The organism is Herbidospora mongoliensis (assembly GCF_001570545.1).
Taxonomy (GTDB): Bacteria; Actinomycetota; Actinomycetes; order Streptosporangiales; family Streptosporangiaceae; genus Herbidospora; species Herbidospora mongoliensis.
In genome coordinates, this window is sequence record NZ_BBXD01000009.1 from 549383 (window position 1) to 572881 (window position 23499).

23 protein-coding genes are annotated in these 23499 nt (G+C 70.1%); 9 read left to right on the forward strand and 14 right to left on the reverse strand.

Annotation, left to right across the window (positions count from 1 at the left end; translation table 11 throughout):
* Positions 1 to 74: 74 nt before the first annotated feature.
* Both pnuC and AW272_RS06830 read left to right on the forward strand, forming a co-directional pair.
* Positions 75 to 689, forward strand: a complete 615-nt coding sequence (pnuC, locus tag AW272_RS06825; RefSeq protein ID WP_066361889.1) for a nicotinamide riboside transporter PnuC — start codon at positions 75 to 77, stop codon at positions 687 to 689.
* The gene (locus AW272_RS06830) at positions 686 to 1768 is read left to right on the forward strand and encodes an AAA family ATPase (protein ID WP_066361890.1); all 1083 of its coding nucleotides are present in this window, start codon (positions 686 to 688) and stop codon (positions 1766 to 1768) included. Before pnuC ends, AW272_RS06830 begins: the two co-directional genes overlap by 4 nt.
* Here the strand turns inward: AW272_RS06830 and AW272_RS41835 are convergent.
* The 4 genes from AW272_RS41835 to AW272_RS06850 are packed head-to-tail and all read right to left on the reverse strand — an operon-like array spanning position 1755 to position 5035.
* The gene (locus tag AW272_RS41835; protein ID WP_066361891.1) at positions 1755 to 2432 is read right to left on the reverse strand and encodes a GNAT family N-acetyltransferase; all 678 of its coding nucleotides are present in this window, start codon (positions 2430 to 2432) and stop codon (positions 1755 to 1757) included. The genes AW272_RS06830 and AW272_RS41835 overlap by 14 nt on opposite strands.
* Positions 2433 to 3416: an ABC transporter substrate-binding protein gene (locus AW272_RS41840; RefSeq protein WP_066361892.1), complete on the reverse strand. Its 984-nt coding sequence runs from the start codon at positions 3414 to 3416 to the stop codon at positions 2433 to 2435.
* A gap of 15 nt (positions 3417 to 3431) precedes the next feature.
* The gene (locus AW272_RS06845) at positions 3432 to 4184 is read right to left on the reverse strand and encodes an amino acid ABC transporter ATP-binding protein (protein ID WP_066361894.1); all 753 of its coding nucleotides are present in this window, start codon (positions 4182 to 4184) and stop codon (positions 3432 to 3434) included.
* Positions 4181 to 5035, reverse strand: coding sequence for an amino acid ABC transporter permease (locus tag AW272_RS06850; RefSeq protein ID WP_066361895.1), 855 nt, complete (start codon positions 5033 to 5035; stop codon positions 4181 to 4183). The genes AW272_RS06845 and AW272_RS06850 overlap by 4 nt, the downstream gene beginning before the upstream one ends.
* A gap of 132 nt (positions 5036 to 5167) precedes the next feature.
* Here AW272_RS06850 and AW272_RS06855 point away from each other — a divergent pair, with 132 nt between their 5' ends.
* Positions 5168 to 6004, forward strand: a complete 837-nt coding sequence (locus AW272_RS06855) for an LLM class oxidoreductase (protein ID WP_066361897.1) — start codon at positions 5168 to 5170, stop codon at positions 6002 to 6004.
* A gap of 32 nt (positions 6005 to 6036) precedes the next feature.
* Here AW272_RS06855 and AW272_RS06860 read toward each other — a convergent pair whose 3' ends face one another.
* Together AW272_RS06860 and AW272_RS06865 are read right to left on the reverse strand one after the other, a co-directional pair.
* On the reverse strand, positions 6037 to 6411 hold the full coding sequence (locus tag AW272_RS06860; RefSeq protein ID WP_066361898.1) for a hypothetical protein: 375 nt from the start codon (positions 6409 to 6411) through the stop codon (positions 6037 to 6039).
* A gap of 1 nt (position 6412) precedes the next feature.
* A complete protein-coding gene (locus AW272_RS06865; protein WP_066361900.1) occupies positions 6413 to 6907 on the reverse strand; it encodes a beta-class carbonic anhydrase in 495 nt (164 codons plus the stop codon).
* Positions 6908 to 7084: 177 nt separating this feature from the next.
* Between AW272_RS06865 and AW272_RS06870 the strand changes: the two genes are divergently transcribed.
* Entirely contained in the window at positions 7085 to 9784 is a 2700-nt protein-coding gene (locus AW272_RS06870; RefSeq protein ID WP_066361903.1) for an alpha/beta hydrolase, read from the forward strand.
* Here the strand turns inward: AW272_RS06870 and AW272_RS06875 are convergent.
* Positions 9745 to 10434 carry a GNAT family N-acetyltransferase gene (locus AW272_RS06875; protein WP_066361905.1) on the reverse strand — a complete coding sequence of 230 codons (690 nt, stop codon included), beginning with the start codon at positions 10432 to 10434 and terminating at the stop codon, positions 9745 to 9747. The genes AW272_RS06870 and AW272_RS06875 overlap by 40 nt on opposite strands.
* A gap of 17 nt (positions 10435 to 10451) precedes the next feature.
* Between AW272_RS06875 and mtnC the strand changes: the two genes are divergently transcribed.
* Positions 10452 to 11096, forward strand: a complete 645-nt coding sequence (gene mtnC, locus AW272_RS06880) for an acireductone synthase (protein ID WP_066361906.1) — start codon at positions 10452 to 10454, stop codon at positions 11094 to 11096.
* A gap of 60 nt (positions 11097 to 11156) precedes the next feature.
* Here the strand turns inward: mtnC and AW272_RS06885 are convergent, their stop codons facing one another.
* Entirely contained in the window at positions 11157 to 11693 is a 537-nt protein-coding gene (locus AW272_RS06885) for a GNAT family N-acetyltransferase (RefSeq protein ID WP_083958080.1), read from the reverse strand.
* Positions 11690 to 12088, reverse strand: coding sequence for a hypothetical protein (locus tag AW272_RS06890; protein ID WP_066361909.1), 399 nt, complete (start codon positions 12086 to 12088; stop codon positions 11690 to 11692). The genes AW272_RS06885 and AW272_RS06890 overlap by 4 nt, the downstream gene beginning before the upstream one ends.
* Before the next feature lie 138 nt (positions 12089 to 12226).
* On the opposite strand from AW272_RS06890, the gene AW272_RS06895 reads away from it, so the two are divergent.
* On the forward strand, positions 12227 to 12778 hold the full coding sequence (locus tag AW272_RS06895) for a 1,2-dihydroxy-3-keto-5-methylthiopentene dioxygenase (RefSeq protein ID WP_066361911.1): 552 nt from the start codon (positions 12227 to 12229) through the stop codon (positions 12776 to 12778).
* Here AW272_RS06895 and AW272_RS06900 read toward each other — a convergent pair.
* The 4 genes from AW272_RS06900 to AW272_RS06915 all read right to left on the reverse strand — a co-directional run bounded on the left by AW272_RS06900 (position 12775) and on the right by AW272_RS06915 (position 19508).
* Positions 12775 to 16839: an nSTAND1 domain-containing NTPase gene (locus AW272_RS06900; RefSeq protein ID WP_066361913.1), complete on the reverse strand. Its 4065-nt coding sequence runs from the start codon at positions 16837 to 16839 to the stop codon at positions 12775 to 12777. The two genes, AW272_RS06895 and AW272_RS06900, sit on opposite strands and share 4 nt — an antisense overlap.
* A 6-nt stretch (positions 16840 to 16845) precedes the next feature.
* Positions 16846 to 18192: an NAD(P)/FAD-dependent oxidoreductase gene (locus AW272_RS06905; protein ID WP_066361917.1), complete on the reverse strand. Its 1347-nt coding sequence runs from the start codon at positions 18190 to 18192 to the stop codon at positions 16846 to 16848.
* A gap of 21 nt (positions 18193 to 18213) precedes the next feature.
* Complete coding sequence (locus AW272_RS06910) at positions 18214 to 18630, reverse strand: ATP-binding protein (protein WP_066361919.1); 417 nt, start codon at positions 18628 to 18630, stop codon at positions 18214 to 18216.
* Positions 18631 to 18731: 101 nt separating this feature from the next.
* On the reverse strand, positions 18732 to 19508 hold the full coding sequence (locus tag AW272_RS06915) for a SigB/SigF/SigG family RNA polymerase sigma factor (RefSeq protein WP_066361920.1): 777 nt from the start codon (positions 19506 to 19508) through the stop codon (positions 18732 to 18734).
* Positions 19509 to 19696: 188 nt separating this feature from the next.
* On the opposite strand from AW272_RS06915, the gene AW272_RS06920 reads away from it, so the two are divergent.
* Positions 19697 to 20044, forward strand: coding sequence for an STAS domain-containing protein (locus tag AW272_RS06920; protein WP_245657218.1), 348 nt, complete (start codon positions 19697 to 19699; stop codon positions 20042 to 20044).
* On the opposite strand, the gene AW272_RS06925 is transcribed toward AW272_RS06920, so the two are convergent.
* Entirely contained in the window at positions 20041 to 20736 is a 696-nt protein-coding gene (locus AW272_RS06925) for a GAF and ANTAR domain-containing protein (protein WP_245657219.1), read from the reverse strand. The two genes, AW272_RS06920 and AW272_RS06925, sit on opposite strands and share 4 nt — an antisense overlap.
* A gap of 68 nt (positions 20737 to 20804) precedes the next feature.
* Here AW272_RS06925 and AW272_RS06930 point away from each other — a divergent pair, with 68 nt between their 5' ends.
* Positions 20805 to 22580 (forward strand): SpoIIE family protein phosphatase, encoded by a 1776-nt coding sequence (locus tag AW272_RS06930; protein ID WP_066361924.1) that lies wholly within the window; start codon positions 20805 to 20807, stop codon positions 22578 to 22580.
* Between the two features lie 9 nt (positions 22581 to 22589).
* Positions 22590 to 23384 carry an MEDS domain-containing protein gene (locus tag AW272_RS06935; protein WP_066361925.1) on the forward strand — a complete coding sequence of 265 codons (795 nt, stop codon included), beginning with the start codon at positions 22590 to 22592 and terminating at the stop codon, positions 23382 to 23384.
* The last annotated feature ends 115 nt before the right edge of the window (positions 23385 to 23499 follow it).

Genomic DNA, 23499 nt, shown 5'->3' on the forward strand with positions numbered 1-23499 from the left:
CGGCGCAGATCACACTCCGATTCGGGGAACCGAAATGTTATCGTCAACGCGACGATTAGGAGTGTTTGGGCGCTATGACCGATCTGCTCGGACCATTACTCGAACCCGCGTTCACCATAGGCGGGGTGCCCACCAGCTGGGCGGAACTGCTGGGGTTCGCCACCGGCCTGTTGACCGTCTGGATGGTGGCCAGGCAGAACATCTGGAACTGGCCGATCGGCGTGGCCAACGTGATCCTGCTCGGCCTGGTCTTCCTGACCGTCGGGCTCTACGCGGACGCGGCCCTCCAGATCGTCTACGTCGTGCTCGGCCTCTACGGCTGGTGGCAGTGGACGTACGGCGGAGCCGGGCGCACCGCCCTCACGGTCACCCGGACCGGCGGAGCCGAATGGGTCTGGCTGGCGAGCGCAGGGGTGGCGGCCACCGCGCTGCTGACCGTGGTGCTGTCGGCGTACACCGACTCGGCGGTGCCGTTCTGGGACGCCCTCACCACGGCGTTGTCGCTGATGGCGACCTATGGGCAGACGCGCAAGCGGGTGGAGTCGTGGTGGCTGTGGATCGCGGCCGATGTGGTGTACATCCCGCTGTACGCGTACAAGAACCTGTATCTGACCAGTGTCCTGTACGTGGTCTTCCTGGCCCTGTGCGTCATGGGCCTGCGTGCCTGGCGGCCGGCGGTGGTCCGGTGACCTTCGCGCACGGGCTCGTCATCGGGAAGTTCTATCCCCCGCACGCCGGCCACCATCACCTCATCGACACCGCGGCGGAGCGGTGCGCGCTGGTCACGGTGGTCGTGGCGGCCAACGCGGTGGAGACGATCCCGCTCGCGGACCGCGCGGCGTGGCTGCGCGAGGCCCACCCGCAGCCGAACGTGGTGATCGCGCCGGTCGTGGACGACATCGAGATCGACTACGACGACCCGGAGATCTGGACCGCCCACGTCGACGTCTTCCGCTTCGCCCTCACGCTGGCGCACGGCCCCGGCGTGGTCATCGACGCGGTGTTCAGCTCCGAGGGGTACGGCGGCGAGCTGGCCCGCCGGTTCGACGCCGCGCACGTCCCGGTGGACCCGGGCCGGGAGCGCTACCCGGTCAGCGGCACCCTCGCGCGGGAGGACCCGGTCGCGGCATGGCCGTTCCTGAGCCCGGCGGTCAGGGCCCACCTGGCCAGGCGCGTGGTCGTCGTCGGCGCGGAGTCCACCGGCACGACCACGCTGACCCGCGCGCTGACCGCCCACTACGCGGCGCGCGGCGGCGTGTGGGCGGCGACCCGCTGGGTGCCCGAGTACGGCCGCACCTACTGCGAGGAGAAACTGGCCCTGGCCAGGCGGAAGGCGAAACTCGCCGGGGAACCCGAGCCGTGGCTCGACGACCTGCGCTGGAACCCCGTCGAGTTCACCGCGATCGCCGAACGCCAGCTGGCCTGGGAGCACGCGGCTGCGCGCGTGGGCTCGCCGGTGCTGTTCTGCGACACCGACCCCTTCGCGACCGCCCTCTGGCAGGAGCGTTACGCCGGGACCACCAGCGACGAGGTGTGGCGGATCGGCGACCGCGCCCGGCACGACCTGTGGATCCACACCAGCGTCGACGGCGTCCCCTTCGAGCAGGACGGCTGGCGGGACGGCGAGCACGTCCGGCACGCCATGGACGCGCGCTTCCGCGAACTGCTGGCCGCGCGCGGGATGCCGCACCTGATCGTGTCCGGCTCTCCGGCCGAACGGCTGGAGAGCGCGGTACGAGCGGTGGACCTGCTGTTCACGGCACCTTGAGCTGGTTGAACGTGGTGCGCAGCCGGAGGGTGAAGCCGAGGGACTCGTAGAGGCGGATCGCGTTCACGTTGGAGGCCGCCGCGTGCATGAACGGCGTCTCGCCACGGGCCCGGATCCCGGCCGCCACGGCCAGCACCAGGCGGGTGGCGAGACCCTGGCCCCGGTAGGACGGGTCGGTGCAGACCGCGCTGATCTCGGTCCAGCCGGGCGGGTGCAGCCGCTCCCCCGCCATCGCGATGAGCTTGCCCTCGTGGCGGAGGCCCAGGTAGGTGCCCATCTCGATGGTCCTGGGCAGGAACGGGCCCGGTTCGGTGCGGGCGACCAGGTCGAGCATGTCGGGCACGTCGGCCGGGCCGAGGCGGACGGCTTCGGGGTCGGCGGCGCCGTACACGGCGGATCCGTCGAGCTGCACGCCGGCGATCGAGAACTGCACCTCCCAGCCCTCGGGCGGCCGGGCGTTGCCGCCGGTCACCGAGACGGTGCCGTCGGGTTTGGCGAACGCGGCGATGTCCGCCCAGTCCTCCGGGGCCGGGTCGCCTTGGAGGGCGACGAAGACCGAGACGTCCACGGGGTAGCGGCGGACCCCGCCGCGCACCTCGGCGAGGTGCGCGTGCGGGCCGGTCAGGGATGCCCAGGCGGGGTTGTCGAGGATGTGCTGTGCCATCTAGCTCTCCTGGCGGGGCAGACCGGGCGGGTTGATCTGTGACTCGGGGATGGCCTCGTTGCCCAGGCCCCAGCGGTCGAGCACCTTCTGGTAGCTGCCGTCCTTGATGACGCTGTTCAGCGCCTCGTTGAGCGGCTTGACCAGGCCGTTGTCCTTCAGGGTCATCGCGGCGATGAGGCCCTGGAGGTCGGGTCCGGCGCCGGAGGCGGTGCCGACGATCTTGGTGTCCTTACTGACGGCCACGTTGTAGGCGACGCTCGGGTTGGGGCCGAAGTAGGCCTGGATGCGGCCCGACTTGAGGGCGAGCAGGGCGTCGCCGTAGAGGTTGTAGTAGGAGATCTCGGCGGGCTTCAGGCCGGCGTCCTTGTTGGCCTTGTCCCAGTCGAGCAGGATCTTCTCCTGGTTGGTGCCGGAGCCGACCGAGACCTTCAGGCCGGCGATGTCGGCCGGCTTGGCGATGGCCGTGATGGGACTGCTCGCCGCCGTCTGCCAGGCGAGCTGGTCGACGCGGTAGGTGGCGAAGTCGTAGATGTCCTTGCGTTCCTCGGTCACCGTGACGTTGTTGAAGACCGCTTCCAGCTTGCTCGACTTGGCGCCGACGAAGAGGTTCTCCCACGAGCTGATCTCGCTGGCGTACTCGAGGCCGAGCACGTCGGCGACGAGCTGGGCCAGGTCGGTCTCGACGCCGATGTAGGTGGTGTCGTCGTCGGCCAGGAACCCGAGCGGTGGCGCGCCCTCACCGCTGTGCCCGACGAGGAGTTTGCCGTCGGCCGCGACGGCGGGCGGGACCTGGGCGGCGATGGCGTCGATCTTCTGGGCGCGGATGCGCTGCTGGTCGGGGCTGGTGTTGACCCCACTGTTGTTGGACGGGGCGGCCGAGGCGGCCCCCGAGGCGGGTGGCGCGGCCGCGCTCTCGGATCCCGGCTCGCCACCGCAGGCGGCCAGGGTGAGCAGGAGGGCTGCGGGCACGACGAAACGACGCATGAGGGGGGTTTCTCCTTACAGGACGCGGCTGATGAAGGCGCGGGTGCGCTCGTGCTGGGGATGGTCGATGACCTGGCCGGGCGGGCCCTGTTCGACGACGAGACCCTCGTCGAGGAAGACCACGGTGTCGGCGGCCTCGCGGGCGAAGCCGATCTCGTGGGTGACGACGACCATGGTCGTGCCCGATCGGGCCAGGTCGCGCATGACGTCGAGGACCTCCCCGACCAGTTCGGGGTCGAGGGCGGAGGTGGGTTCGTCGAACAACACGACCTTCGGGTCGAGGGCCAGCGCGCGGGCGATGGCGACGCGTTGACGCTGCCCGCCGGACAGCGTGCCCGGGTAGGCGTCGGCCTTGTCCGACAGGCCCACCCGCAGCAGCAGGCGGTTCACGGTCTCGGCGACCTCGGCCTTCGGGCGGCGCTGCGCCGAGATCGGGGCCTCGGCGACGTTCTCCCGCACGGTCAGGTGGGGGAACAGGTTGAAGTTCTGGAAGACGAACCCGATCTTGGTGCGCTGCTTGAGGATCTCCCGTTCCGGTAGTTCGTGCAGCAGGTCGCCTGCCCGCCGGTAGCCGACGAGTTCGCCGTCGACGGCGACCGTGCCGGCGTCGACCTTCTCCAGGTGGTTGATCGTGCGCAGCAGGGTCGACTTGCCCGACCCCGACGGGCCGAGGATGACGGCGACCTCGCCCTTCTCGACCGTCAGGCTGACGCCGCGCAGCACGTGCAGGGAGCCGAAGCTCTTGTGCACCCCCTCGATCTCGATCATGCCCGGCCCCGTCCGTAGTGGCGCTCGATGTAGTACTGGACCACCGACAGCACCGTGGTCAGCGCGAGGTACCAGATCGCGGCGACCAGCAGCAGCGCGACCACCCGGCCGTTGCGCATGTAGATGACCTGGACCTGGTAGAAGAGCTCGGGCAGGGCCATGATGTAGACCACCGACGTGCCCTTGACCAGGCCGATGATCTCGTTGCCCGCGTTCGGCACGATGCTCCGCATGGCCTGCGGCAGGATGATCCGGAAGAACCGCCGGGCGCGGGGGATGCCCAGTGCGGCAGCCGCCTCCCGTTGACCCGGTTCGACCGCGAGCAGCCCGCCGCGCACGATCTCGGCGGCGTAGGCCGCCTGGTGCAGCGCCAGCCCGAGCGCGGCCGCCGTGATCGGCCCGATCAGGTCCATCGTGCCGACGGAGAAGAACCCCGGGCCGAACGGCACCCCGAACGACAACCGGGGATACAGCAGCGCGAGGTTGTACCAGAACAGCAGCTGCAGGATCAGCGGCACGGCCCGGAACACCCAGACGTACCCCCAGGCGACCGACGACAGCAGCGGGTTGGGCGACAACCGCATCACCGCGAGCACGCCGCCGAGCGCGAACCCGAACACGCTGCCGAGGGCGGTCAGCTCCAGCGTGAGCAGCACCGCGCGGAGCACCGAGGGTGCGAACAAGTACTCCCCGACGACCTCCCACTCCCACGCCGGGTTGGTGACCAGGGAGTTGGCCGCCATGGCGATCAGCACCACCACCCCACCGGCGGCGAGCCACCGGAACGGGTGCCGGGTGGGCGCCACCTTGGGAACGGTGCCGGGCCGGACGGCCGGCGCGGTCGTGGTCATCGCGGACCTGCCTCCTCGTGCTGGGGGATGCCCCAACCCAACATGAGAACCAGATTTCCGTCAAGTCCTACTTGTTTAGTAGGGAATAATTACCTACCATCTCAGTAGGTAATGACCGTTCGAGGAGACCACATGACTCTGCATCTGGCCGCCGCCCTCGACGGGGCCGGCTGGCACCCCGCCGCCTGGCGCGCCGAGGGCGCGAGCCCCGACGCCCTGTTCACCGCCGCATACTGGACCTATTTGGTCCAGGAGGCCGAACGCGGGCAGCTCGACTTCGTCACGTTCGAAGACTCGATCCGCATGCGCACCTCACCCGGCGACGAGGTCACCGGCCCCCTCGACGCCATGCTGGTGGCCACCGCGGTCGCGCCGCTGACGTCCAGGATCGGCCTGGTGCCGGCCTCCGGCCGGGCCGACCTCGCGGCCGGGATCGCCGCCCTCGACCGGGCCAGCGGCGGGCGGGCCGGCTGGCAGGCCACCGGCGAACTGCGCCCCCGGCTGCCCGGCCGCCCCCTGGTCACCACCCTGGCCTCCGACCTGCCCGTCGAGGTGGCAGCACGCGGCGCCGACATCGTGTTCGTCACCCCGCACGGACGCGGCGAGGCCGCCGTCCTGGCCGAACAGGCCCGGCGGGCGGCGCCCCGCGTGAGCGTGTTCGCCGACATCGTCGTGTTCCTGGGCGGCCCCGACCAGAAGGACCGCCTCGACGACCTCGACGGCGAGGTGTACGGCGGCGACGCCCACGTCTACTCGGGCTCGGCGGCCGGGCTGGCCCATCTGCTGCTCGACTGGCAGGCGGCCGGCGTCGACGGCTTCCGGCTGCGCCCCGCCGTGCTCCCGCACGACCTGCGGGCGATCACCCGCCACCTGGTGCCGGCGCTCCGCGCACGGGGGGCCTTCCGGCCCGGCTACCCGGCGGGCGACCTGCGCGACCGCTTCAGCAGGCGGTTCGCGCGGGTCTCCTGACCGGTTCTACGTACTCCCGCCGGGGCATCGGCTTATACGTACTCCTGCCGGGGCAGGGGCGCCGGCAGGCGGCCCACCTCGGCGGCCACTCTCGTGATCCGGGTGCGGGCCTCGGCCACGGCGGTGGCCGGGACCTCGCCGTCGACCGCCCCCGCGGCGTCCGACAGCGCCAGCACCGCCTCCCGCAGCCGGGCCCGCACCTCGTGACAGGCCGGGTCGCACGCCTGCCCCGACTCCGCCAGCCGGCCCTCGGCCGCGCCGAGTTCGATGGCGGCCGACAGCACGTCGGCGAGCAGCCCGGCCGACGCCCCGCCGCGCTCCGCCAGCAGGCGCGACCTGCGCCTGCGCGCCTCCGCGAGGTCGACGGCGGCCAGCAGGCGCAGGTCTCTCGTCAGGGTCCGGGTCATCTCAGGCCTTGACCTCGCGGAGGAGGCCGGTCTCGACCTCGTACACGAAACCCCGGACCGATTCCTTCCTGGGGATGAACGGGTCGGCGAGGATGCGGCCGATCGACTGGCGCACGTCCTCCTCCGCGTCGGCGAACGCCTCGGCCGACCAGTCGGGCTTCAGGCCGGTCTCTGCGCGGATCGACTCCTTGAAGCCGTCGTCGGTGAAGGTGACCATGCCGCAGTCGGTGTGGTGGATCAGGATGATCTCGGTGGTGCCGAGGAGGCGCTGCGAGATGGCCAGCGAGCGGCGTTCGTCGGCGGTCACCACTCCCCCGGCGTTGCGGATGACGTGGGCGTCGCCCTCCTTCAGGCCGAGCAGGCCGTAGACGTTCAGCCGGGCGTCCATGCAGGCCAGGACGGCGACGCCGAGCGCAGGAGGCAGCGGGAGCGCGCCCTGATCGAAGGTCGCGGCGTAGGTCTCGGCGTTGGCGAGTAACCGGTCGGTGACACTCATGCCAGCCAGATTTACCCACATTCCCTACATAGTCAATGGGAAATGGCTCCGGAACATCCGGGAAACATGATCAGGAGCTCGCGGTAACAAACCGCACATAACGTGCGAATCGCTCCACCCGGCACGTAAGAGTAAGGCTCCCCCTTGCGTAACACCCTTCGCGGCACGGCCGCATTAATGTCCCTCGCCTGTCTGGCCACATTCACCGCGGCCCCCGCATCGGCCGCCGCCGAGGACGAGTGGTCGGTGACCCGAGTGGCGGGTGGCTACAAAGTCACCCTGAACCTCGACGAAAAAGTCCCGATGGACTCGAGCGCCCCCTCGCTGCTCGCCGACGGGAAGGTGCTCGGCCCGGCCACCGAGTCGGCCGACGGGAAGTCCCTCTTCCTCGTCACCGCCGACCCCACGGTCGTCGCCGCCGACGAGATCACCACCGATGTGCAGGCGGAGACGGCCCCGGCCCGTGTGACGGCCGCCGCCGAGGTGCCCGCCCTCGTCAAGGCGGCGCTCCAGGACGATCCGTCGACGGCGGGAACGTTCCAGGTCAAGGAGGGCGTGTACGACTTCGGCGACCAGGCCATTCCCCTGCTCAACATCGGCGGCATCCGCGGCGAGCTCACCGGCAAGATCTACCTGCCGGTCAGCCGGGACCGTAAGCCGCTGGTCGTCTTCCTGCACGGCCGGCACGGCTCCTGCTACGGCACCGGCGCGACCAACCCGAACCGCTGGCCCTGCAAGCCGTCGCCCGACAGCACCTCGCAGCGCGCCACGATCCCCAGCTACATCGGCTACGACCTGCCGGCCCGCGCCCTGGCGAGCAACGGTTACGCCGTGGTCTCCATCTCGGCCAACGCGATCAACTCCAACGACAACCAGCTCGCCGCCGACTACGGCGCGCAGGCCCGCGGTCAGCTCATCCTCGACACGCTGACCATGCTGGAGAACGCCGACGACGGCGACCCGGTCGAGTATCACGACGCCTTCACCAACCGCGACGTCACGCTGGCCCAGGCGCTGACGGGCGCGGTCACCCCGGCCGACCTCAAGCGGGCGTTCGACTTCCAGAACGTCGGCATCATGGGGCACTCGCGCGGTGGTGAGGGTGTGACGGCCGCCGCCACGCTCAACGACGCGCTGCCGCTCTACAAGCAGTTCGGCATCAAGGCCGTGCTGCCGCTGGCGCCGGTCGACTACGACCGCATCTCGGTGCCCAACACGGTGATGGCCACGATTCTCCCGTACTGCGACGGAGACGTGGAGAACCTCATGGGCCAGCACATCGTGGACGACTCCCGGCACAGCTTCGACGACGACGTGCTCCGTTCGGCCGTGCTGGTCCAGGGCGCCAACCACAACTTCTTCAACACCATCTGGACGCCGGGCCTCTTCCCGGCCAGCACCGGCGACGACTGGTCGGTGGGCGGCAACGGCGCCAACGACCCGGTCTGCAACCCGGCCGCGCCCGACACCCTGCGGCTGACCGCGCCCGAGCAGGAGAAGGTCGGCGCCGTCTACATGCCGGGCTTCTTCCGGCTCGTCCTCGGCGGCGAGAAGCAGTTCCTGCCGCTGTTCGACGGCTCCCCCGTGTCCGTCCCGTCGATCGACTTCTCCGACGTGACCAGCGCGGCGACGCAGCCCGCCGGTTCGCGCCAGGACCTGGCGACCTTCGAGACCGCCGACCCGAACGTCACCATCGCCGGTGACGCCGGGATCTGCGCCAGCATGGGCGGCACCGGCGGGCTCCAGATCCCGCAGGACACGCCGTTCTGCGCGACCGCGACCAACCAGGCCGCGCTGCCGCACTGGTCGCCGGCGACGTGGGCGTTCAACATCCCGTCGTCCCCGATGCTGCGCCTGAAGTCGGGCACGGTCACGGTCAACGTGCCGCAGGGTGATCTGTCCGCCTACGAGCAGCTCTCGGTGAAGATCGCCGCCGACGAGACCGTCGCCACCTCGACCGACGTCACGGTCACCGTCACCGACGGCGCCGGCAAGACCGCGACCTCGAAGGTCTCCGACCTCAACGCCCGCGCCGTGACCCGCCTTCCGGGTGTCACCTCGGCGTGGCTGAAGAAGATCATCCTCCAGCAGGTGAACATCCCCCTCACCGGTCTGAACACCGCCGACATCCGCACGGTGTCGTTCACCGGAACCGGCGTCTACCTGTCCGACCTGTCAGCCGAGAACCGGGCGGTCGGCGCCCGGGTCTCCCGTCAGGAGATCGCGGTGGACGTCGCGCCGGCCCGGGTCGACGAAGGCTCCGGCCCGGGTACGGCGTCGATCGCGGTGGCACTGTCCGCCCCGGCCGCGCACGAGGTCACCGGCTACGTCAGCGTCTTCGGCTCGGCCACCGGCCGCGCCGGGATCTCGATGAAGAAGGTCACCTTCGCCCCCGGCCAGACCTGCGTCACGGTCCCGGCGGGCCTGCTCGGCGACACGGTCGCCACCAGCAGCGTGTCCACCTCGTTCAAGGTCTCGGTCACCAACACGGCCGGGGCGGTCATGGGCGACGGGGGCTTCGGCACCCTCACCGTCCGCGAGGACGACGGCAACGTCACCTCACCGGCGTTCGGCAAGCCCGGCGACGCGTGCGCCGAGTACGCCGCCTCGCTCAAGCCGGGCAACCTCATCGTGACCAACTCGGTGGTCGCGGGCGGGTCGAACCCGGTCAAGGCGAGCGGCTACCGCGCCGGGGAGAGCGTGGAGTTCAAGCTGGACGCCACCGTTCTCGGCCGCGCCGTCGCCGACGCCACCGGCACGGTCACCTTCACCGCCGCCGTCCCGGCGGGCACCCCCGTCGGGAAGGTCACCATCAGCGGGGTCGGCGCCGGTTCGGGCTACACCACTTCGGCGGTGTCCCGGGTCAGGGCCTCCTGAGGCCGCAGCACCCGGAACGTCACGTTCCGGGTGATGGTGAACCCGAGTGACTCGTACAGCCGGAGGGCATTGACGTTGGCGGTGGCGGCGTGCAGGAACGGCCGCTCGCCCCGGGCGCGAATACCCGCCACCACCGCCAGCACCAGCTGAGACGCCAGACCCCGCCCGCGATGGGCGGGGTCGGTGCACACCGCACTGATCTCCGTCCACCCGGGCACCTTCAGCCGCTCCCCGGCCATCGCGATCAGCCTGCCCTCCGCACGGAGACCCAGGTAGGCGCCCATCTCGATGGTGCGGGGGGCGAACGGCCCCGGCTGGGTGCGGGCCACCAGATCGAGCATCTCCGGTACGTCCGCCGGTCCCAGAGTGACGACATCGGAGTCGACTCCGGCCACGGCCGAGCCCTCCATCTGCACACCGGGGATCGCGAAGATCGTCTCCCATCCCTCGGCCGCCGGGCCCTCGCACGTCGTCAGCACCTGGCCGTCGAGGTCGGCCCAGTCGTCCGGGCCGAAAACGTCGGGGACCGCCGCGAACGGCGACACGTCCAGGAGGTAGCGCCTGGTCCGGCCCTTCGGAACGGCCAGGTGGGCGTGGGGGCCGGTCAGTGCGGCCCAAACGGGGTTGGCGAGGATCTCATAGGTTTCCACCGCTCCATAATGGCCCCATGACCTGCTGGATCGTGCTGGACATCGAGGGGACGACAAGTTCCACCGAATCCGTCCATGTCGGGCTCTACGCCTATGCCCGTCCGAGGCTCGGCCCGTTCATCGACGCCCACCGGGACGATCCGGAGATCGCCCAGGCCGTCGCCGCGACCGGGGGCGCCACCACCGAGGAGACGACCGGAATCCTCACCGGCTGGATGGACTCCGACGTCAAGGCCACCCCGCTCAAGACCATCCAGGGCCGGATCTGGGCCGAGGGCTTCGCGAACGGCGATCTGCATGCGCACTTCTTCCCCGACGTCCCGCCGAAACTGCGGGAATGGCGTGATGCGGGGCAGCGGCTCGCCGTCTATTCGTCCGGGTCCGTCGTGGTGCAGCACGCCTGGTTCGCCCGGTACGCCCCTCTCATCGAGGCCTACTTCGACACGGTCACCGCGGGGCCGAAAAGGACCGTGGAGTCGTACACGAGAATCGCCGAGACCCTCGACGGCGACCTGCTGTTCCTCTCGGACATGCCGGCCGAGCTCGACGCCGCGAAAGCGGCGGGCTGGCGGGCGATCGGGGTGCGGCGCGCGGGCGAGCCGAGCGAACACGCCGACTTCGGCGGGCACCCGGTCGTGGCGTCGTTCGCAGAGATCCCGTGAGCCCTTGCGGGCGGCTGAGGAGGGGGCGTGGCAGCTGGAGGGGCTGCCGCGGCGGTTTTTCTACAGTGCGTGAACCAGGCCCCACTCGTGGGACAGCGCGGCGTAGGTGGTCACATCGTGCCACTGGCCCTGCGTCTGGAACAGCTGACGCAGGGTGGCCTCCGGGCGGAGCCCGGCGTCGAGCATGAGGCGTTCCATCAACGCGTGGTCGCGGCGGTGCCCGGCCCAGACCCGGTGGATGCCGAGGCTGGTGAAGGCGTAGTCGATCAGCAGGCGGCCCGCCTCGGCGGCACGCCCCTGGATCGGCGAGCCGGGCAGCAGCACCAGGCCGGTGATCATGGCATTGCTGCCGTAGTCCTCCAGCAGCAGGCCGATCAGGCCGTGGACGGCGTCGTCGTCCGGTTCGGTGATGGCCAGAGTGATGCGCCGGTTGGAGCGCAACCCGGCCAGGAAGGTCGCCCGCGCCCGGTCCTCGTCCATGCGGTCGACGCCCAGATAGCGGGTGAGCATGGCGCTCGTGTAGACCTGCGTGTAGACCTTCAGATCGGACGGCCGCAGGCTGCGGAGGCGCACATGGGTCCCACGAAGATCGATCATCCGACGAGCCTTTCCAGATCGGTGTAATAGCGCCCCGACCTGATCTCACGGCCGGTCAGGATCCGCCGGGCGGTGTCGGTGACGAGCGCGCCGCCGAGCATGGTGCCGGAGGCGAGCTGCGGCCAGCTCGACAGATCCTTCCCAAGGCGGCCGATCGCGTCCCTGAGCGGGGCGCTGACCTGGCTCTCGTCGACCATGAGCAGCAGGAACTCCACCAGCTCGTCGCGGTTGAACTCCCGCAGATCGGTCGACCTGATCTCGCCGATGCGGCCGTGCAGCAGCGACCTGTCGGGCTCCTGGTCGAAGCGCTCGACGTCGAGCATGCCCCGGTCGTTGCAGTCCATCAGCACGGGGACGCCCCGGTGGCGGGCGTGCTCGCGGGCGGCCACCTTCACCCACGGGGTTTCGCCAGTTCGGGGCCGTCGCCGCGGAGCAGCTCGGGCCGCCATGAGAGTGTTGTCACGATCACGGAGCGTAGCAGCGGGCTCGATCCCGCCCTGGCGATCACTTGCCCGCAGTGGTTCGCTGGTGCCATGACATACCTCACCGTCTACGCCGAAGACGCCTCCCTCCTCCAGCGGACCGAAGACCCCGCCAAGATCGCCGACACCCTCTCCGAGATCGGCGTCCGGCTGCGCCACTGGGACGTCGTCACGACCGGGGCCTCCGCCGAGGAGGTGCTGGCGGCGTACGCCGAGCAGATCTCCAAGGTCAACGCCGAGGAGAACTACACGTTCGTGGACGTGGTCCAGCTCGGACCCGACGCCGACCCCGCCGTGGCCGCCGGGGCACGGGCGAAGTTCCTCAACGAGCACACCCACGACGACGACGAGGTGCGGTTCTTCGCCCGGGGCGCCGGGATCTTCTACCTGCACCTCGGCGGGAGGATCCACGCCGTGCTGTGCGAGGCGGGCGACCTGCTGAGCGTCCCGGCGAAGACGACGCACTGGTTCGACATGGGCACGAACCCGGAGTTCTGCGCGATCCGCTTCTTCCACGACGACGACGGCTGGGTCGGCGACTTCACCGGCGACTCGATCTCCTCGCGGATCCCCGACTTCGACACGATCGTGGCCGGGCGCTAGGGACAGCTCTTCTCGTAAGGCAGAGCGACATAGCGGGCCCAGTCGGACCGGCTCAGCCCGTCCCGGGCGATGGCGCATGCCCGGGTGACCGGGTCCCGGTGGATGGCCAACAAAGCGGAGAAGTCCCACAGCCGCACGCCCTGGTCTCGGTAGGCGAGGGCGAGGGTGCTCCCGTCGGGAGAGAAGACCGCTGAGAAGGGCTCGCCGGTGAGCGCGACCGGCCCGGCCAGCACATGGGACAGCACCGGATTGGTCAGGTCTCGGACCACGAGCCGATGGTCGCCGTCGACGGAGACCAACATCAGGTTGTTGGGACTGATGGCCAGGACCTCGACGGACTTCCGGGCACCAGTCTGGGGTTCGCCGAGGAGCCGGGGACCGGCGGGATTTGTGATGTCCCATATCGAGATGAGAACTTCCTGGTGACCGACAGCCATCAGCCGGCCGTCCAACGAGAAGGTCACCTTCGTCCTGGCTCCGAAGACCGGCTCCGCGCTCCCCTGCGCCCGGAGAAGGGAAAATGAGTTGAGCAGGACGCTCCCGCGGAGCCAGCCGTCAGGGCCGAACAGCGACGACCCCCCGAGATCCCGCGGTGGAGAAATCTCGCGCGGCACCGCGCCGTTGACGTTCCAGGCCATCACCGTATCGGTCCCCGCCCCGGCGACCAGCCCGATCTGTGGCATGAAGGCAACGAATGTGAAGTCGAGATCGCTGGTGAGCGGCTCCCCCTTCCGGACAGGCTTCGCCGGGACCGTGAGGTCCCAGACCACGAGCCGATCTGTACTGCCGGTCACCAGAACCCGCCCGTCCGGCGAGAAGTGGACTTCTCTGACGAGGGAGCCATGGTCTCCGTCCAGCGCCTCTCCTACGGGGAGGCGAGTGATCGCGTCCAGGAGCATGACATGGTCGCCTTGACTCACGGCGATGAAGCGGCCCTCGGGAGAGAACGCGACATTGGCCGGAAGGCCGTTCACACCCTCCCGGATGGTGCCGATCGTCGAGCTCAGCGGCCCGCCGAGCACCCGGGGGCCGGGCGCACCGGTCGGGTCCCAGAAGTGGATCGTTCCACCCGGGGTGGCCGTGACCAGGAGCGCGCCGTCACCCCGGAAGAGCATGGCTCCGAGAGACTGACCGGCGGGCAGGCCGGGGGTGCGAGCGACCGGCCGGGCCGGATTCGTGATGTCCCACAGGGTGACCATGCCGTCGGCACCGTCGACCGCCAGCAGGTCGGCCGACGGTGAGAAGGCCACCGACGTGGTCAGGCCGCCCCGGCTGGCAAGCGGCTCCCCCAGTTGACGCGGTCGGGCGGTGTCGGTGACGTCCCACAACGTCACCCACGAGTCCTCTCGGTTGACGGCGATCATGCGACCGTCGTCGGAGTAGTCGATCGAAGACACCGCGCTGCCCTTCCCCGTGACCGTGTGGCCGCGCCTTGACGACAGATCCCAGACGATGACCGTCCCGTCGTCGTAACCGGCGGCGAACCGGGCGCCGTCGGGGCTGTGGACCCCCGAGATCACGTCTGGATCTCCACGCGGGATGAAGCTGCCCTTCCTCAGCCGGGGGTCGCCCGGCTCCCTGACGTCGTAGAAGACCAACTGGTCACCGCCGACCGCGAGCGTCGTGCCATCGGGTGAGAAGGCGACCACCTCGGGCAGCGAAGGGCTGGTGATCACGGTCGGATACCTCCTCGGCTGCCGCGGATCGCGGATGTCCCAGAGGAGAACCCTGCCGTCGCGCGCGCCCGTGGCCACCACGCCGCCGGTCGGATCGATGGCCACGCCGAGGACTCCCGCCGTGTAGCCCTCATGCTGCTGCGTGAGCAGACGCGGGTGGAACGGGTCGACGATGTCCCAGATCTGGAAGCCACCGGAATCGATGCCGTGAGACTCGACGGCGGTGATCAGCAGTTGGCCACCGGATGAGACGGCGGCTCCGCTGAGTGCGGCGCCGGTGTCGAGCTCACCCAGGAACGGGCCCGACAACACGGCGGTGAGCTCCGCGCGGCTTTCTGAGCCGGGGTTCAGCTGGTAAGCAGCCAAGGCGAGACCCAGCGAGGCCATCGGGTCGGTCAGCCGGACCGACGAAGCCTGGGTGTTCAGCAACCGGGCGCTGGCCACGCGTTCACCGGTGATCGCCAGTCTCGACTGGTGGTCGGCCTCCCCGGCCGCCGAGATCGCCATCCCCGCCGCCGCCACGGCCACGATCAGCAGCAGAACCAGGCCCGCCGCGACACCGCGACGTATCCGTCCGCCGCGCGCCGCCGCTCGGTTGGCGGCGCGGAGGTAGTCGATGGCCGGGGGCATCAGCGTCCACGAGCCGGCCGCACGACGCACCACCGCCAGGCGGGCGCCCCGGTAGAGGAACGAGGGATCGCGGCCCTGGTCGTGCCAGTCGCGGGCGTCGTCGAGGAACTGGCTGCGTAATCGGTGCCCGGTGAGATCCTCCTTCAGCCAGCCGTGCAACCGGGGCCATGTCGTCAGCAGCACGTCGTGGGAGATCTGGATGACGTCCCCGACGACGAGGAGCCTTCGCTGGGCGAACGCCTCGGCCACCGCGTCGGCGGGACCGTCGATGGCCCGTCTGACCAGGCGGCTGTCGTCGGCGACGCCGGTGAGCGCGGTGAACAGCTTCCGGGCGTTGACCTGCTGCTCAAGGGTGAGCGCTGTGTAGACGCCCTCCGCCGAGGTCTCGACCGCTTTCGCGACCCCGCCGGACAGGGCGTATCCCCGAGCGGTCAGCCGGTTGCCCTCACGGTGCCCCCACGTCGTCAGCATGGCCTGGGACAGCAGCGGCAGCGCCCCCGGGCCGGATAGTTCGGCCAGAATCGTGTCGGTCAGGCCGGGTTCGATCTCCAGACCGGCCGCGTCGGCCGGGCCGGTGATCGCGCGGCGCAACTCATCCGGCCGCATCGGCCCGACGATGAACTGGCGCTCCCGCAGGGCCTCGATGAGGCAGGCATGGGCCGCACAACGGTCGATGAAGTCGGCCCGGACGGTGACGATCACGGTCGCGTTCATCGCGGCCAGCGCCGTCACGAACGCCTCGGCCTCACCGGTCTGGAAGATCTGCTCGAACTGGTCGACGACCAGGACCAGCCGGCCGCCCGCCGCCTGATCGCACAGGACGCCCGCCGTCTCCGGCCGCTCCGAGAGCCGGTCGAGCACGGTGACGGCGTCGACCGCCATCATCGTGGCCAGCGTCACGGCGAGCCGGGTCAGACCCGGCATGATCACTCGGCGCGGCCGATCCGGCCACTCCTGGGCCAGCGCGGGCAACAGACCGGCCTGGACCAGCGATGACTTCCCCACGCCCGACGGCCCGGTCACGACGAACAGGCCGCAGTCGTATCGCGACAGCAGGCCGGTCAGGTCGGCGACCATGCGCTCGCGGCCGTGGAAGACCTCCGCCTGATCCTCGGTGAAATGCTGGAGCCCCCGGTAGGGCGGGCCGGGCCACCGCGAGAGCTCGCCCGTCTCGGCCACGCGGCGGTCGAGGACCGACCTGACCAGCCGTACCTCCGTCGACTGCCGGTGCAGCAGGTCGATGATGACCTGCTGGGCGGCGCCCTGCCGGTCGAGGCCCACCTGGAGATCGTCGAGGGCCTCCCGAAGTTCGGTGCGCAGGAACGCGAACTCGGTGAACCGGCCGCCCAGGTCGGCGAATCCGGTCGCGAGGTCCTCCCTGATGTCGTCGCCGGCCGCGTCGAGAGCGACGGTAACCGCGCCGACCTCACGCAGCACGCCCGCGATCTCCGACCGCAAAGCGGCGGAGTCTGCGCTGGTCAGCGCCTCCTGAAGGGCCGCTTCGATGGCCGGTTCGACGTCCTCGCCCGGACGCAGGCGGCCGACGGCCGCCTTGACGATGTCGGTGAGCACGTTCCCGCCCACAGCCGCCACCGCCCCGATCGCGGCGACGCCCAGACCTTGGTTGACCAGCGGGGCGAGCGTCCCCGCCGCGAGGGCGGCGAGCAGCACGGGCGGGGCGTAACCGCCCGCACGCCGGGCCAGCCGGGCGACGCGGGACCGCAGTCCCGCCCGCATCGCCTCGGTCTGATCCACACTCCCCTATCGGTTCGCAGGGGGTCGAGAGTTACGGTCGGCGTCCTCGGTCTTGATGGCGTACTCGAACTCCTCGCGCGGGCGGGCCAGCGCGCCCAGCGCCACGACCTCGCGCCTGAAGAACAGCGCCAGCGTCCAGTCCATCAGGATGCGGGCCTTGCGGTTGAAGGTCGGCATCCGGGTGAGGTGGTAGGTCCGGTGCATGAACCACGCCGGGAACCCGCGCACCTGGAGCCCGTAGATGTTCGCGACCCCCTTGTGCAGCCCCAAGGAGGCGACGGAGCCGGCGTTCTTGTGCCGATAGGGCGTGAGCTTCCTGCCCCGGATCGTCGCGATCAGGTTGTCGGCCAGGCGGGCGGCCTGCCTGACCGCGTGCTGGGCGTTCGGCGGGCAGAACTGGCCGGGCTGGGTCAGGTCGGGGACCGCCGCGCAGTCTCCGGCCGTGAAGGCGTAGTCGGTGCCGTCGATCAGCAGCTCGGCCGAGGCGGACACGCGGCCCCGATCGCCCTGGGGCAGGTGCTGGACCAGGGGGTTGGCCTTGACGCCGGCCGTCCACACGAGCGTCTCGCAGGGGAAGGACTCGCCGTCGTCGAGGACCACGACGTCGTGTTCAACCGACTTTATCCGGGTGTTGAGCCGCACGTCGACGCCGCGTTTGCGCAGCTCGTCGGCGGCCCACTCGCCCATCGACATGCCCACCTCGGGCAGGATGCGGTCGGAGGCCTCGATCAGCATCCAGCGCATCGAGTCGCGGTTGACGCCGTGGAAATAGCGGCAGGCGTCGGCCGTCATGTCCTCCAGCTCGGCCAGCGCCTCCACCCCGGCGAATCCGGCCCCGACGAAGACGAAGGTCAGCGCGCGGGCGCGTACCTCGGGGTCGTCGGTCGACGCGGCCGCGTCGAGCTTGCCGAGGATGTGGTTGCGCAGGTGGATGGCCTCTTCGACGGTCTTGAAGCCGATGCCGTGCTCGGCCAGGCCCGGGATCGGCATCGTCTTGGTGATCGAGCCGGGGCAGAAGACCAGATAGTCGTAGTCGAGGACCTGCTGAGGGCCCTCGGGCGGCTCGAACCTGGCTGATCTCCCGGCCAGGTCGATGTCGCAGATCCGGCCGCTGAGGATCTTGCAGCGAGTCAGGACCTTCCGGAGCGAGACCACCACATGCCGGGGCTCCAGGTTTCCCGCCCCGGCTTCCGGGAGGAACGACTGGTAGGTCATGTATGAGTCGAGATCGGCCACGGTGATGCCGACCTTGCCCTGTTTGAGCTCCTTGCGCAGCCTGCGCTGAAGCCGGAGGGCGACGAACATGCCGACGTTGCCCCCGCCGACCACCAGAATTCTGGATGTTGGGGTCATTTCATCCCCGTCCCCCCTGGCTCAGAGGGGGAAACGCATCATCACGTTCGAGCCGGAGGCGCCGGTCACGACGCGCATGTCACTGCTGAGCCGCCGGGCCACCCACAGGCCCATCCCGCTCGTCGCGTTCTCGCGCGGCGGGGTGAAGCCGGGGGGCGACTCCGGCGACCAGTGCCGGCCTTCGTCGTGGACGTCGGCCACGAGGAAACCGGGTTCGTATGAGATCTTCAGGCGTGCCTTGGTGGCGCCGTGGGTGACGGCGTTGGTGGTGACCTCGTTGAGGGCGACCAGGAAGTCGTTCACACGATCTTCCGGCATGCCCCCACGGCGGGCCAGCGCAGCCGCGAACTCCCGCACGTCGGGCAGGTCGGCGAGGGAGAAGGTGATCTCCTTCGCGCCACCCGGTGCGGGCGGCGGCGCGACGCCGTCCTCGTTCACCCGCTAACGCCTTCCAGTAGTGGCGGCACTCCGAAGAAAGATACCCCGGGTCATCACGGCAGGTTGCCCGATATCCCAGAGAATCGGGTGGAAAGCCGCCATTAGGCGACAAGCTCCGCGCGGAGCTGGTCGAGAACCTTCCGCAGAATTCGCGACACATGCATCTGGGAGATGTCGAACTCGGCGGCGATCTCCGCCTGCGTCATGTTGCCATAGAACCGTAGCAGCAGGATGTTCTTCTCCCGCTCCGGCAGTCCGTCGATCAGCGGCTTGACCGCCTCGCGGTCGACCAGAGTGGCCAGGCTGTCGTCGTTGTCGGGGATCACGTCACCCAGGGCCGCGGCGTCGTCGTCGGCGCCCATCGGCGCGTCGAGGGACAGCGTGCTGTAGGCGGCGGAGGCGTCCAGCGTGAGGATCATGTCCTCTTCGGAGATGCCCATCCGCACGGCCAGCTCGGCGACCGTGGGGAAGCGGCCGTTCTCCTGGGTCATGTCGGCGACCAGGCGGTTGAGCTCCGACCGGCGCTCCTGGTAGAGGCGGGGGACGCGGACGGCCCAGGTGCGGTCCCGGAAGTGCCGCTTGACCTCGCCGGTCATGGTGACCATGGCGTAGCCGCGGAAGCTGTGGCCCAGAGTGGGGTCGAAGCCGTTGATCGCCTTCATCAGCCCGACGTAGGCGGCCTGGAGGAGGTCTTCCATCGGCTCGCCCCGGTGCAGGTACCGGCGGGCGATGTCACGGGCCATCGGGCGGTGCATCTCGACGATGAGCTCACGCAGCCGGGTGGCGCGGTCTTCGGTGGTGCTCTCGTCCTGCAGCTCGATGAGCAGGTCTTCGGCGGTGACTTCGGTGGTCGGGTCGGCCATGAGGTAGGCAGGCATGTCGCCGTCTCCTAGGGGGTTTCGCGAGACGCTGCCCCAGAGACGCGAAAAAGGTCCGCAGGGCACGTCTCGCTCAAGAAAACCGAGACGAAGCCCTCTGCTGGACCTCTGCCCCACATAATGCACCGAATCGGGGCGTTACACAACTCCCGCGAGAACAGTAAGGTTGCGTCGAAGGAGGCGAGGCGGTGACAACCCTGACGATGCGATCGAGTGCCGTGGCGGAATACGTAGTGGTCCACATTGACGGGATCCTCGACGCCACCACCCGTGAGCAGTTCTCCGACCACCTCGACGCGGTCGTCGACGACCACGGGTCAGACATGATCCTCGACCTGGGTGGCGTGACGTTCATGGATTCGCGGGCGCTCGGGCTGATCGTTCACCACTGGCAGCGGGCGACCGCCGCCGGCGGGTTCTTCGCGCTGGTGAACGTGCAATATCCGGCGTCGAAGGTGATGTGGGTGACCGGCCTCGCGCAGCGGCTGCCCATGTTCGACACCGTCGACGAGGCCGTGGCCGCCGCTGCCGCCTAGCTTTTGGCGTTCTTCTGCTGATGCTCGGTGACCAGCAGTTTCGCCAGGTCGGCGACCTTGACCTGGTGATGTTGGGAGATGCGGCGCAGCTCGTCGAAGGCCTCTTCCGGGGTGACGCCGCTGGCCTGCATGATGATGCCCTTGGCCTGGTCGATCAGCGCGCGCCCGGCCATCGCCTCCTGCATCTGGGCGGCGCCGGTCATCACGTCGTCGAACTCCCAGATGTTCGCGAGCGCCACGGTGACCTGTTCGCGAAGGAGCTCGGTCAGCGGAACGTGGTCGGCGAACACCCCCGGCCGCACCCCGTAGAGCCCTATGACGACGATCGCGCCCTCGACCTCGACGGGCAGCACCAAGATCGAGCGCACCCCGTGACGGACGGCGGCGGCGGCGTAGCGCGGCCAGCGCTGGTCGCGCATCACGTCGGCCACCACGACCGGCCGGCCACTGCGCAGGGCCTCTCGCGAGGGGCCTTCGCGCAGGTCACGCTCTCGATCGCTGACGGAGATGAGTTCGCTGTGGGACGACGCGAGCAGCACCCGGTCGTCCATCCAGAGTTCGGCGGTGCCACCCGCACAGCCGGGTACGCCCCTGGCGATGGCCTCGGTCACCCCGCGCAGCACGCTCTCGGCGGAGGTTCCCTCGGTCACCCGTCCGAGGGCGGCGAGATCACGGGCCAGAATGGGAATCACAGGGAAGACCATGCCCCTAGTTTGGGGTCTAATCCTCCGATGACGGATCTGAGAGGGAGCACACACCGGTGACCGACCTGGAGCAGCGGCTGGGCGAGTTCGCGGCCCGCGTCGCCGAGCTGCCCGGCAGCCCCGAGCTCGCGACCGCCCAAGAGCTGGTCCGTGACACCCTGGCCGAGCTGGCCAAGGCGAAGCGGCGGCGCGACGGCGGTCCGCAGCGTGAGCAGAAACTGCTCCGGCAGATCTTCCGGACCCTGCCGATCCCGGTGATCGTGATGGACACCGGCGGCACCGTCCGCCGGATCAACAACGAGACCACGCGGCTGCTGGGCAGCCCGGCCGGATACCTGATCGGCAGAGCGTTCCCGCTGCTCATCGAGTCGTCGAACCGGGCCGTGTTCCGGGCGAGGTTCGCCGAGGCGCTGCGCAGCGAAGAGAGCACGACCTTCGAGACGCGGCTGGCCCACCAGGGCCGGGCCCACACGGTCCGGCTGGTGCTGAGCCGCCTGCGGATGCCGGGCGAGCCGCAGGAGATGGTCGCGGCCGTCGCCCTGCCGACCGACGTGCAGCTCACCGGGCCCGGCAGCGGGAAGGACACGCCCGACGAGGCGCTGTTCCTGGAGGCGGCCCGCCGCCACGAGCTGTCGTCCCAGCTCACCCGGCTGCTGCTCGACGACGAGAGCCTGCGCGAGCCGGTCGCGCTGATCCGCGCGGCCCGGCTGCTGGCGGCCGAGACGTCCGACTGGGTGATCGCCGACATGGTCCGCGACGGTGTCCTCCACCGGGCCGCCGTGATCGCGCCGTCGACCCAGCCGGCGGCCAAGCTCCAGCGCGCGATCGAGTCCCGCGACCCGGCCCAGGCGCCGCTGATCGAGCGGGTGCTGGCCACCCGCACCGGGGTCGTCCACGAGATGCTCAGCGACGACACCCTGCTCGGGGCCGACGTGCTGACGCAGATGAAGGCGGGTTCCCTGCTCTCGGTGCCCATCCAGTCGGACGACGAGATCGCGGGGGTGCTGACTCTCGTACGGCTGAGAGACCGCCCCCCGTTCGGACTGGCCGACCTGGGGCTCCTGGAGGAGATCGGCGGTCACCTGGGGCTGGCCCTGCGGGCCCAGCGGAGTTTCCAGCGCAGCTCCAACGCCGCCGACGCCCTGCGCAGCGGGGTGCTCCCCCGGTCGCTGCCCGAGGTGGCCGGGTTCGAGACCGCCGCGATCTACCACCCCGGCTCGGCCATGCGGGCGATCGGCGGCGAGTTCTACGACGTCTTCCCGATGAAGGGCGGCTGGGGCTTCGTCATCGGCGGCGCCGCCGGTCGTGGCGACGAGGCCGCCTCGGTGACCTCGCTGGTCCGCAACGGGATCAGGGTGCTCAGCGCCTTCGAGCGCGACCCCGGCGAGGCCCTCCGCAAGGTCAACGACGCCCTGCTGGCCCAGCACACCGGCCTGTTCGTGATGGCCGCCGCCGGTTTCGTGCGCGGCCGGAAGGTCCGTCTCGCGTCCGCCGGGCACCATCCGGCGGCGCTGCTCCAGCCCGACGGCGGGGTGCGCTTCACCGAGGGCGGCGGGGTCCCGCTCGGCTTCGAGGAGGGCGCTGAATCGGCCACCGAGGAGCTGACCCTGGCGTCCGGCGAGACGCTGGTGCTCTACTCCGACGGCCTGGTCGGCACCCGCAGCGCCGCCGGGGAGAACTACGGAGAGGCCCGGCTGACCGAGGTGCTGGCCCGGTGCGTCAACCAGCCGCCCGCGGCGGTCGTGAAGGCCATCGAGGAGGACCACCGCGCCTTCTGCAACGACGACGTCGTCGACGAGGTTACGGTCCTGACGCTGCGTCGTTCCCGCTAGCCTTGACGGGTGCAGCCCGGTGACCACAGGTCCGTCGCCTACTCCGACGAGGCCGAGTTGGAGCCCGTGCTGGCCCCCTTCATCGCCGAAGGGCTGGCCGGCGCGGACAAGGTGCTGTATCTGACCGACGTGACCCACCCGTCCGTCGTCACGGGCCTGCTGCGCGGCTGGGGCGTCGACACCGCCGACGCGGCCCGCTCGGGGCAGCTGGAGATCCGCCGGCTGGAGGCGTTCACCCCTGCCGATGTCGCCGTCCAGGCCGATCAGGCCAGGTCAGAGGGCTATCGGGCGTTGCGGGTGACCGGCGAGATGAGCTGGGCCGTCCGGGCCGGCCACGATCGGCTGGCCGAGTTCGAGTCCGGCCTCCAGAAGGTCTTCGACACCGGCACCGCGCTCGGGGTGTGCCAGTTCGACAAGCGGCTGTTCGGGGCCGAGGCGCTGGCCGACCTGCTCCGGCTGCACCGCCCCGACGACCACGATCTGCTGCTCGAAACCGGGCTGCTGCGCATCCGGCGCACCTTCGGGCCCGACGGGATCCGGGTCGAGGGAGAGATCGACGCGACCTCCTCGGCCGACCTGGCCCACCGGCTGTCCGAGTCGGCCGAGGCGGTTCCCGGCGATCTTCACGTCGATCTCCACGGGGTGACGTTCATCGATCTGGCCGGGTTGCGGGCCTTGGTCGACACCGCCAAAAACCTCGGTGACCAGCGGGAACTCGTGCTCGGCCCGGTGCCCGACCACGTCAGCCAGCTGATGCGGCTGATCGGCTGGCACACCTCGCCCGGGCTGCGGATCGACGCGTGATTCTCCCAAAAGCTTGCGTTTAGAGCGCTTAGGTGTACGGTAAAGACCACAACATAGTTCGTGCCTAAGACGCAGGCACACCCCTTTCATCGCGCTTTTCGCCATGAGGTGTGTC

Excerpts from the sequence above, each read along its gene's own strand:
- AW272_RS06895 (WP_066361911.1), top strand. The coding sequence starts at position 12,227 with ATGACATACCTCACCGTCTACGCCGAAGACGCCTCCCTCCTCCAGCGG.
- pnuC (WP_066361889.1), top strand. The coding sequence starts at position 75 with ATGACCGATCTGCTCGGACCATTACTCGAACCCGCGTTCACCATAGGC.
- AW272_RS06905 (WP_066361917.1), bottom strand. The coding sequence starts at position 18,192 with ATGACCCCAACATCCAGAATTCTGGTGGTCGGCGGGGGCAACGTCGGC.
- AW272_RS06860 (WP_066361898.1), bottom strand. The coding sequence starts at position 6,411 with ATGACCCGGACCCTGACGAGAGACCTGCGCCTGCTGGCCGCCGTCGAC.
- AW272_RS06870 (WP_066361903.1), top strand. The coding sequence starts at position 7,085 with ATGTCCCTCGCCTGTCTGGCCACATTCACCGCGGCCCCCGCATCGGCC.
- AW272_RS06915 (WP_066361920.1), bottom strand. The coding sequence starts at position 19,508 with ATGCCTGCCTACCTCATGGCCGACCCGACCACCGAAGTCACCGCCGAA.
- AW272_RS41840 (WP_066361892.1), bottom strand. The coding sequence starts at position 3,416 with ATGCGTCGTTTCGTCGTGCCCGCAGCCCTCCTGCTCACCCTGGCCGCC.
- AW272_RS06885 (WP_083958080.1), bottom strand. The coding sequence starts at position 11,693 with ATGATCGATCTTCGTGGGACCCATGTGCGCCTCCGCAGCCTGCGGCCG.
- AW272_RS06865 (WP_066361900.1), bottom strand. The coding sequence starts at position 6,907 with ATGAGTGTCACCGACCGGTTACTCGCCAACGCCGAGACCTACGCCGCG.
- mtnC (WP_066361906.1), top strand. The coding sequence starts at position 10,452 with ATGACCTGCTGGATCGTGCTGGACATCGAGGGGACGACAAGTTCCACC.
- AW272_RS41835 (WP_066361891.1), bottom strand. The coding sequence starts at position 2,432 with ATGGCACAGCACATCCTCGACAACCCCGCCTGGGCATCCCTGACCGGC.
- AW272_RS06850 (WP_066361895.1), bottom strand. The coding sequence starts at position 5,035 with ATGACCACGACCGCGCCGGCCGTCCGGCCCGGCACCGTTCCCAAGGTG.
- AW272_RS06855 (WP_066361897.1), top strand. The coding sequence starts at position 5,168 with ATGACTCTGCATCTGGCCGCCGCCCTCGACGGGGCCGGCTGGCACCCC.
- AW272_RS06845 (WP_066361894.1), bottom strand. The coding sequence starts at position 4,184 with ATGATCGAGATCGAGGGGGTGCACAAGAGCTTCGGCTCCCTGCACGTG.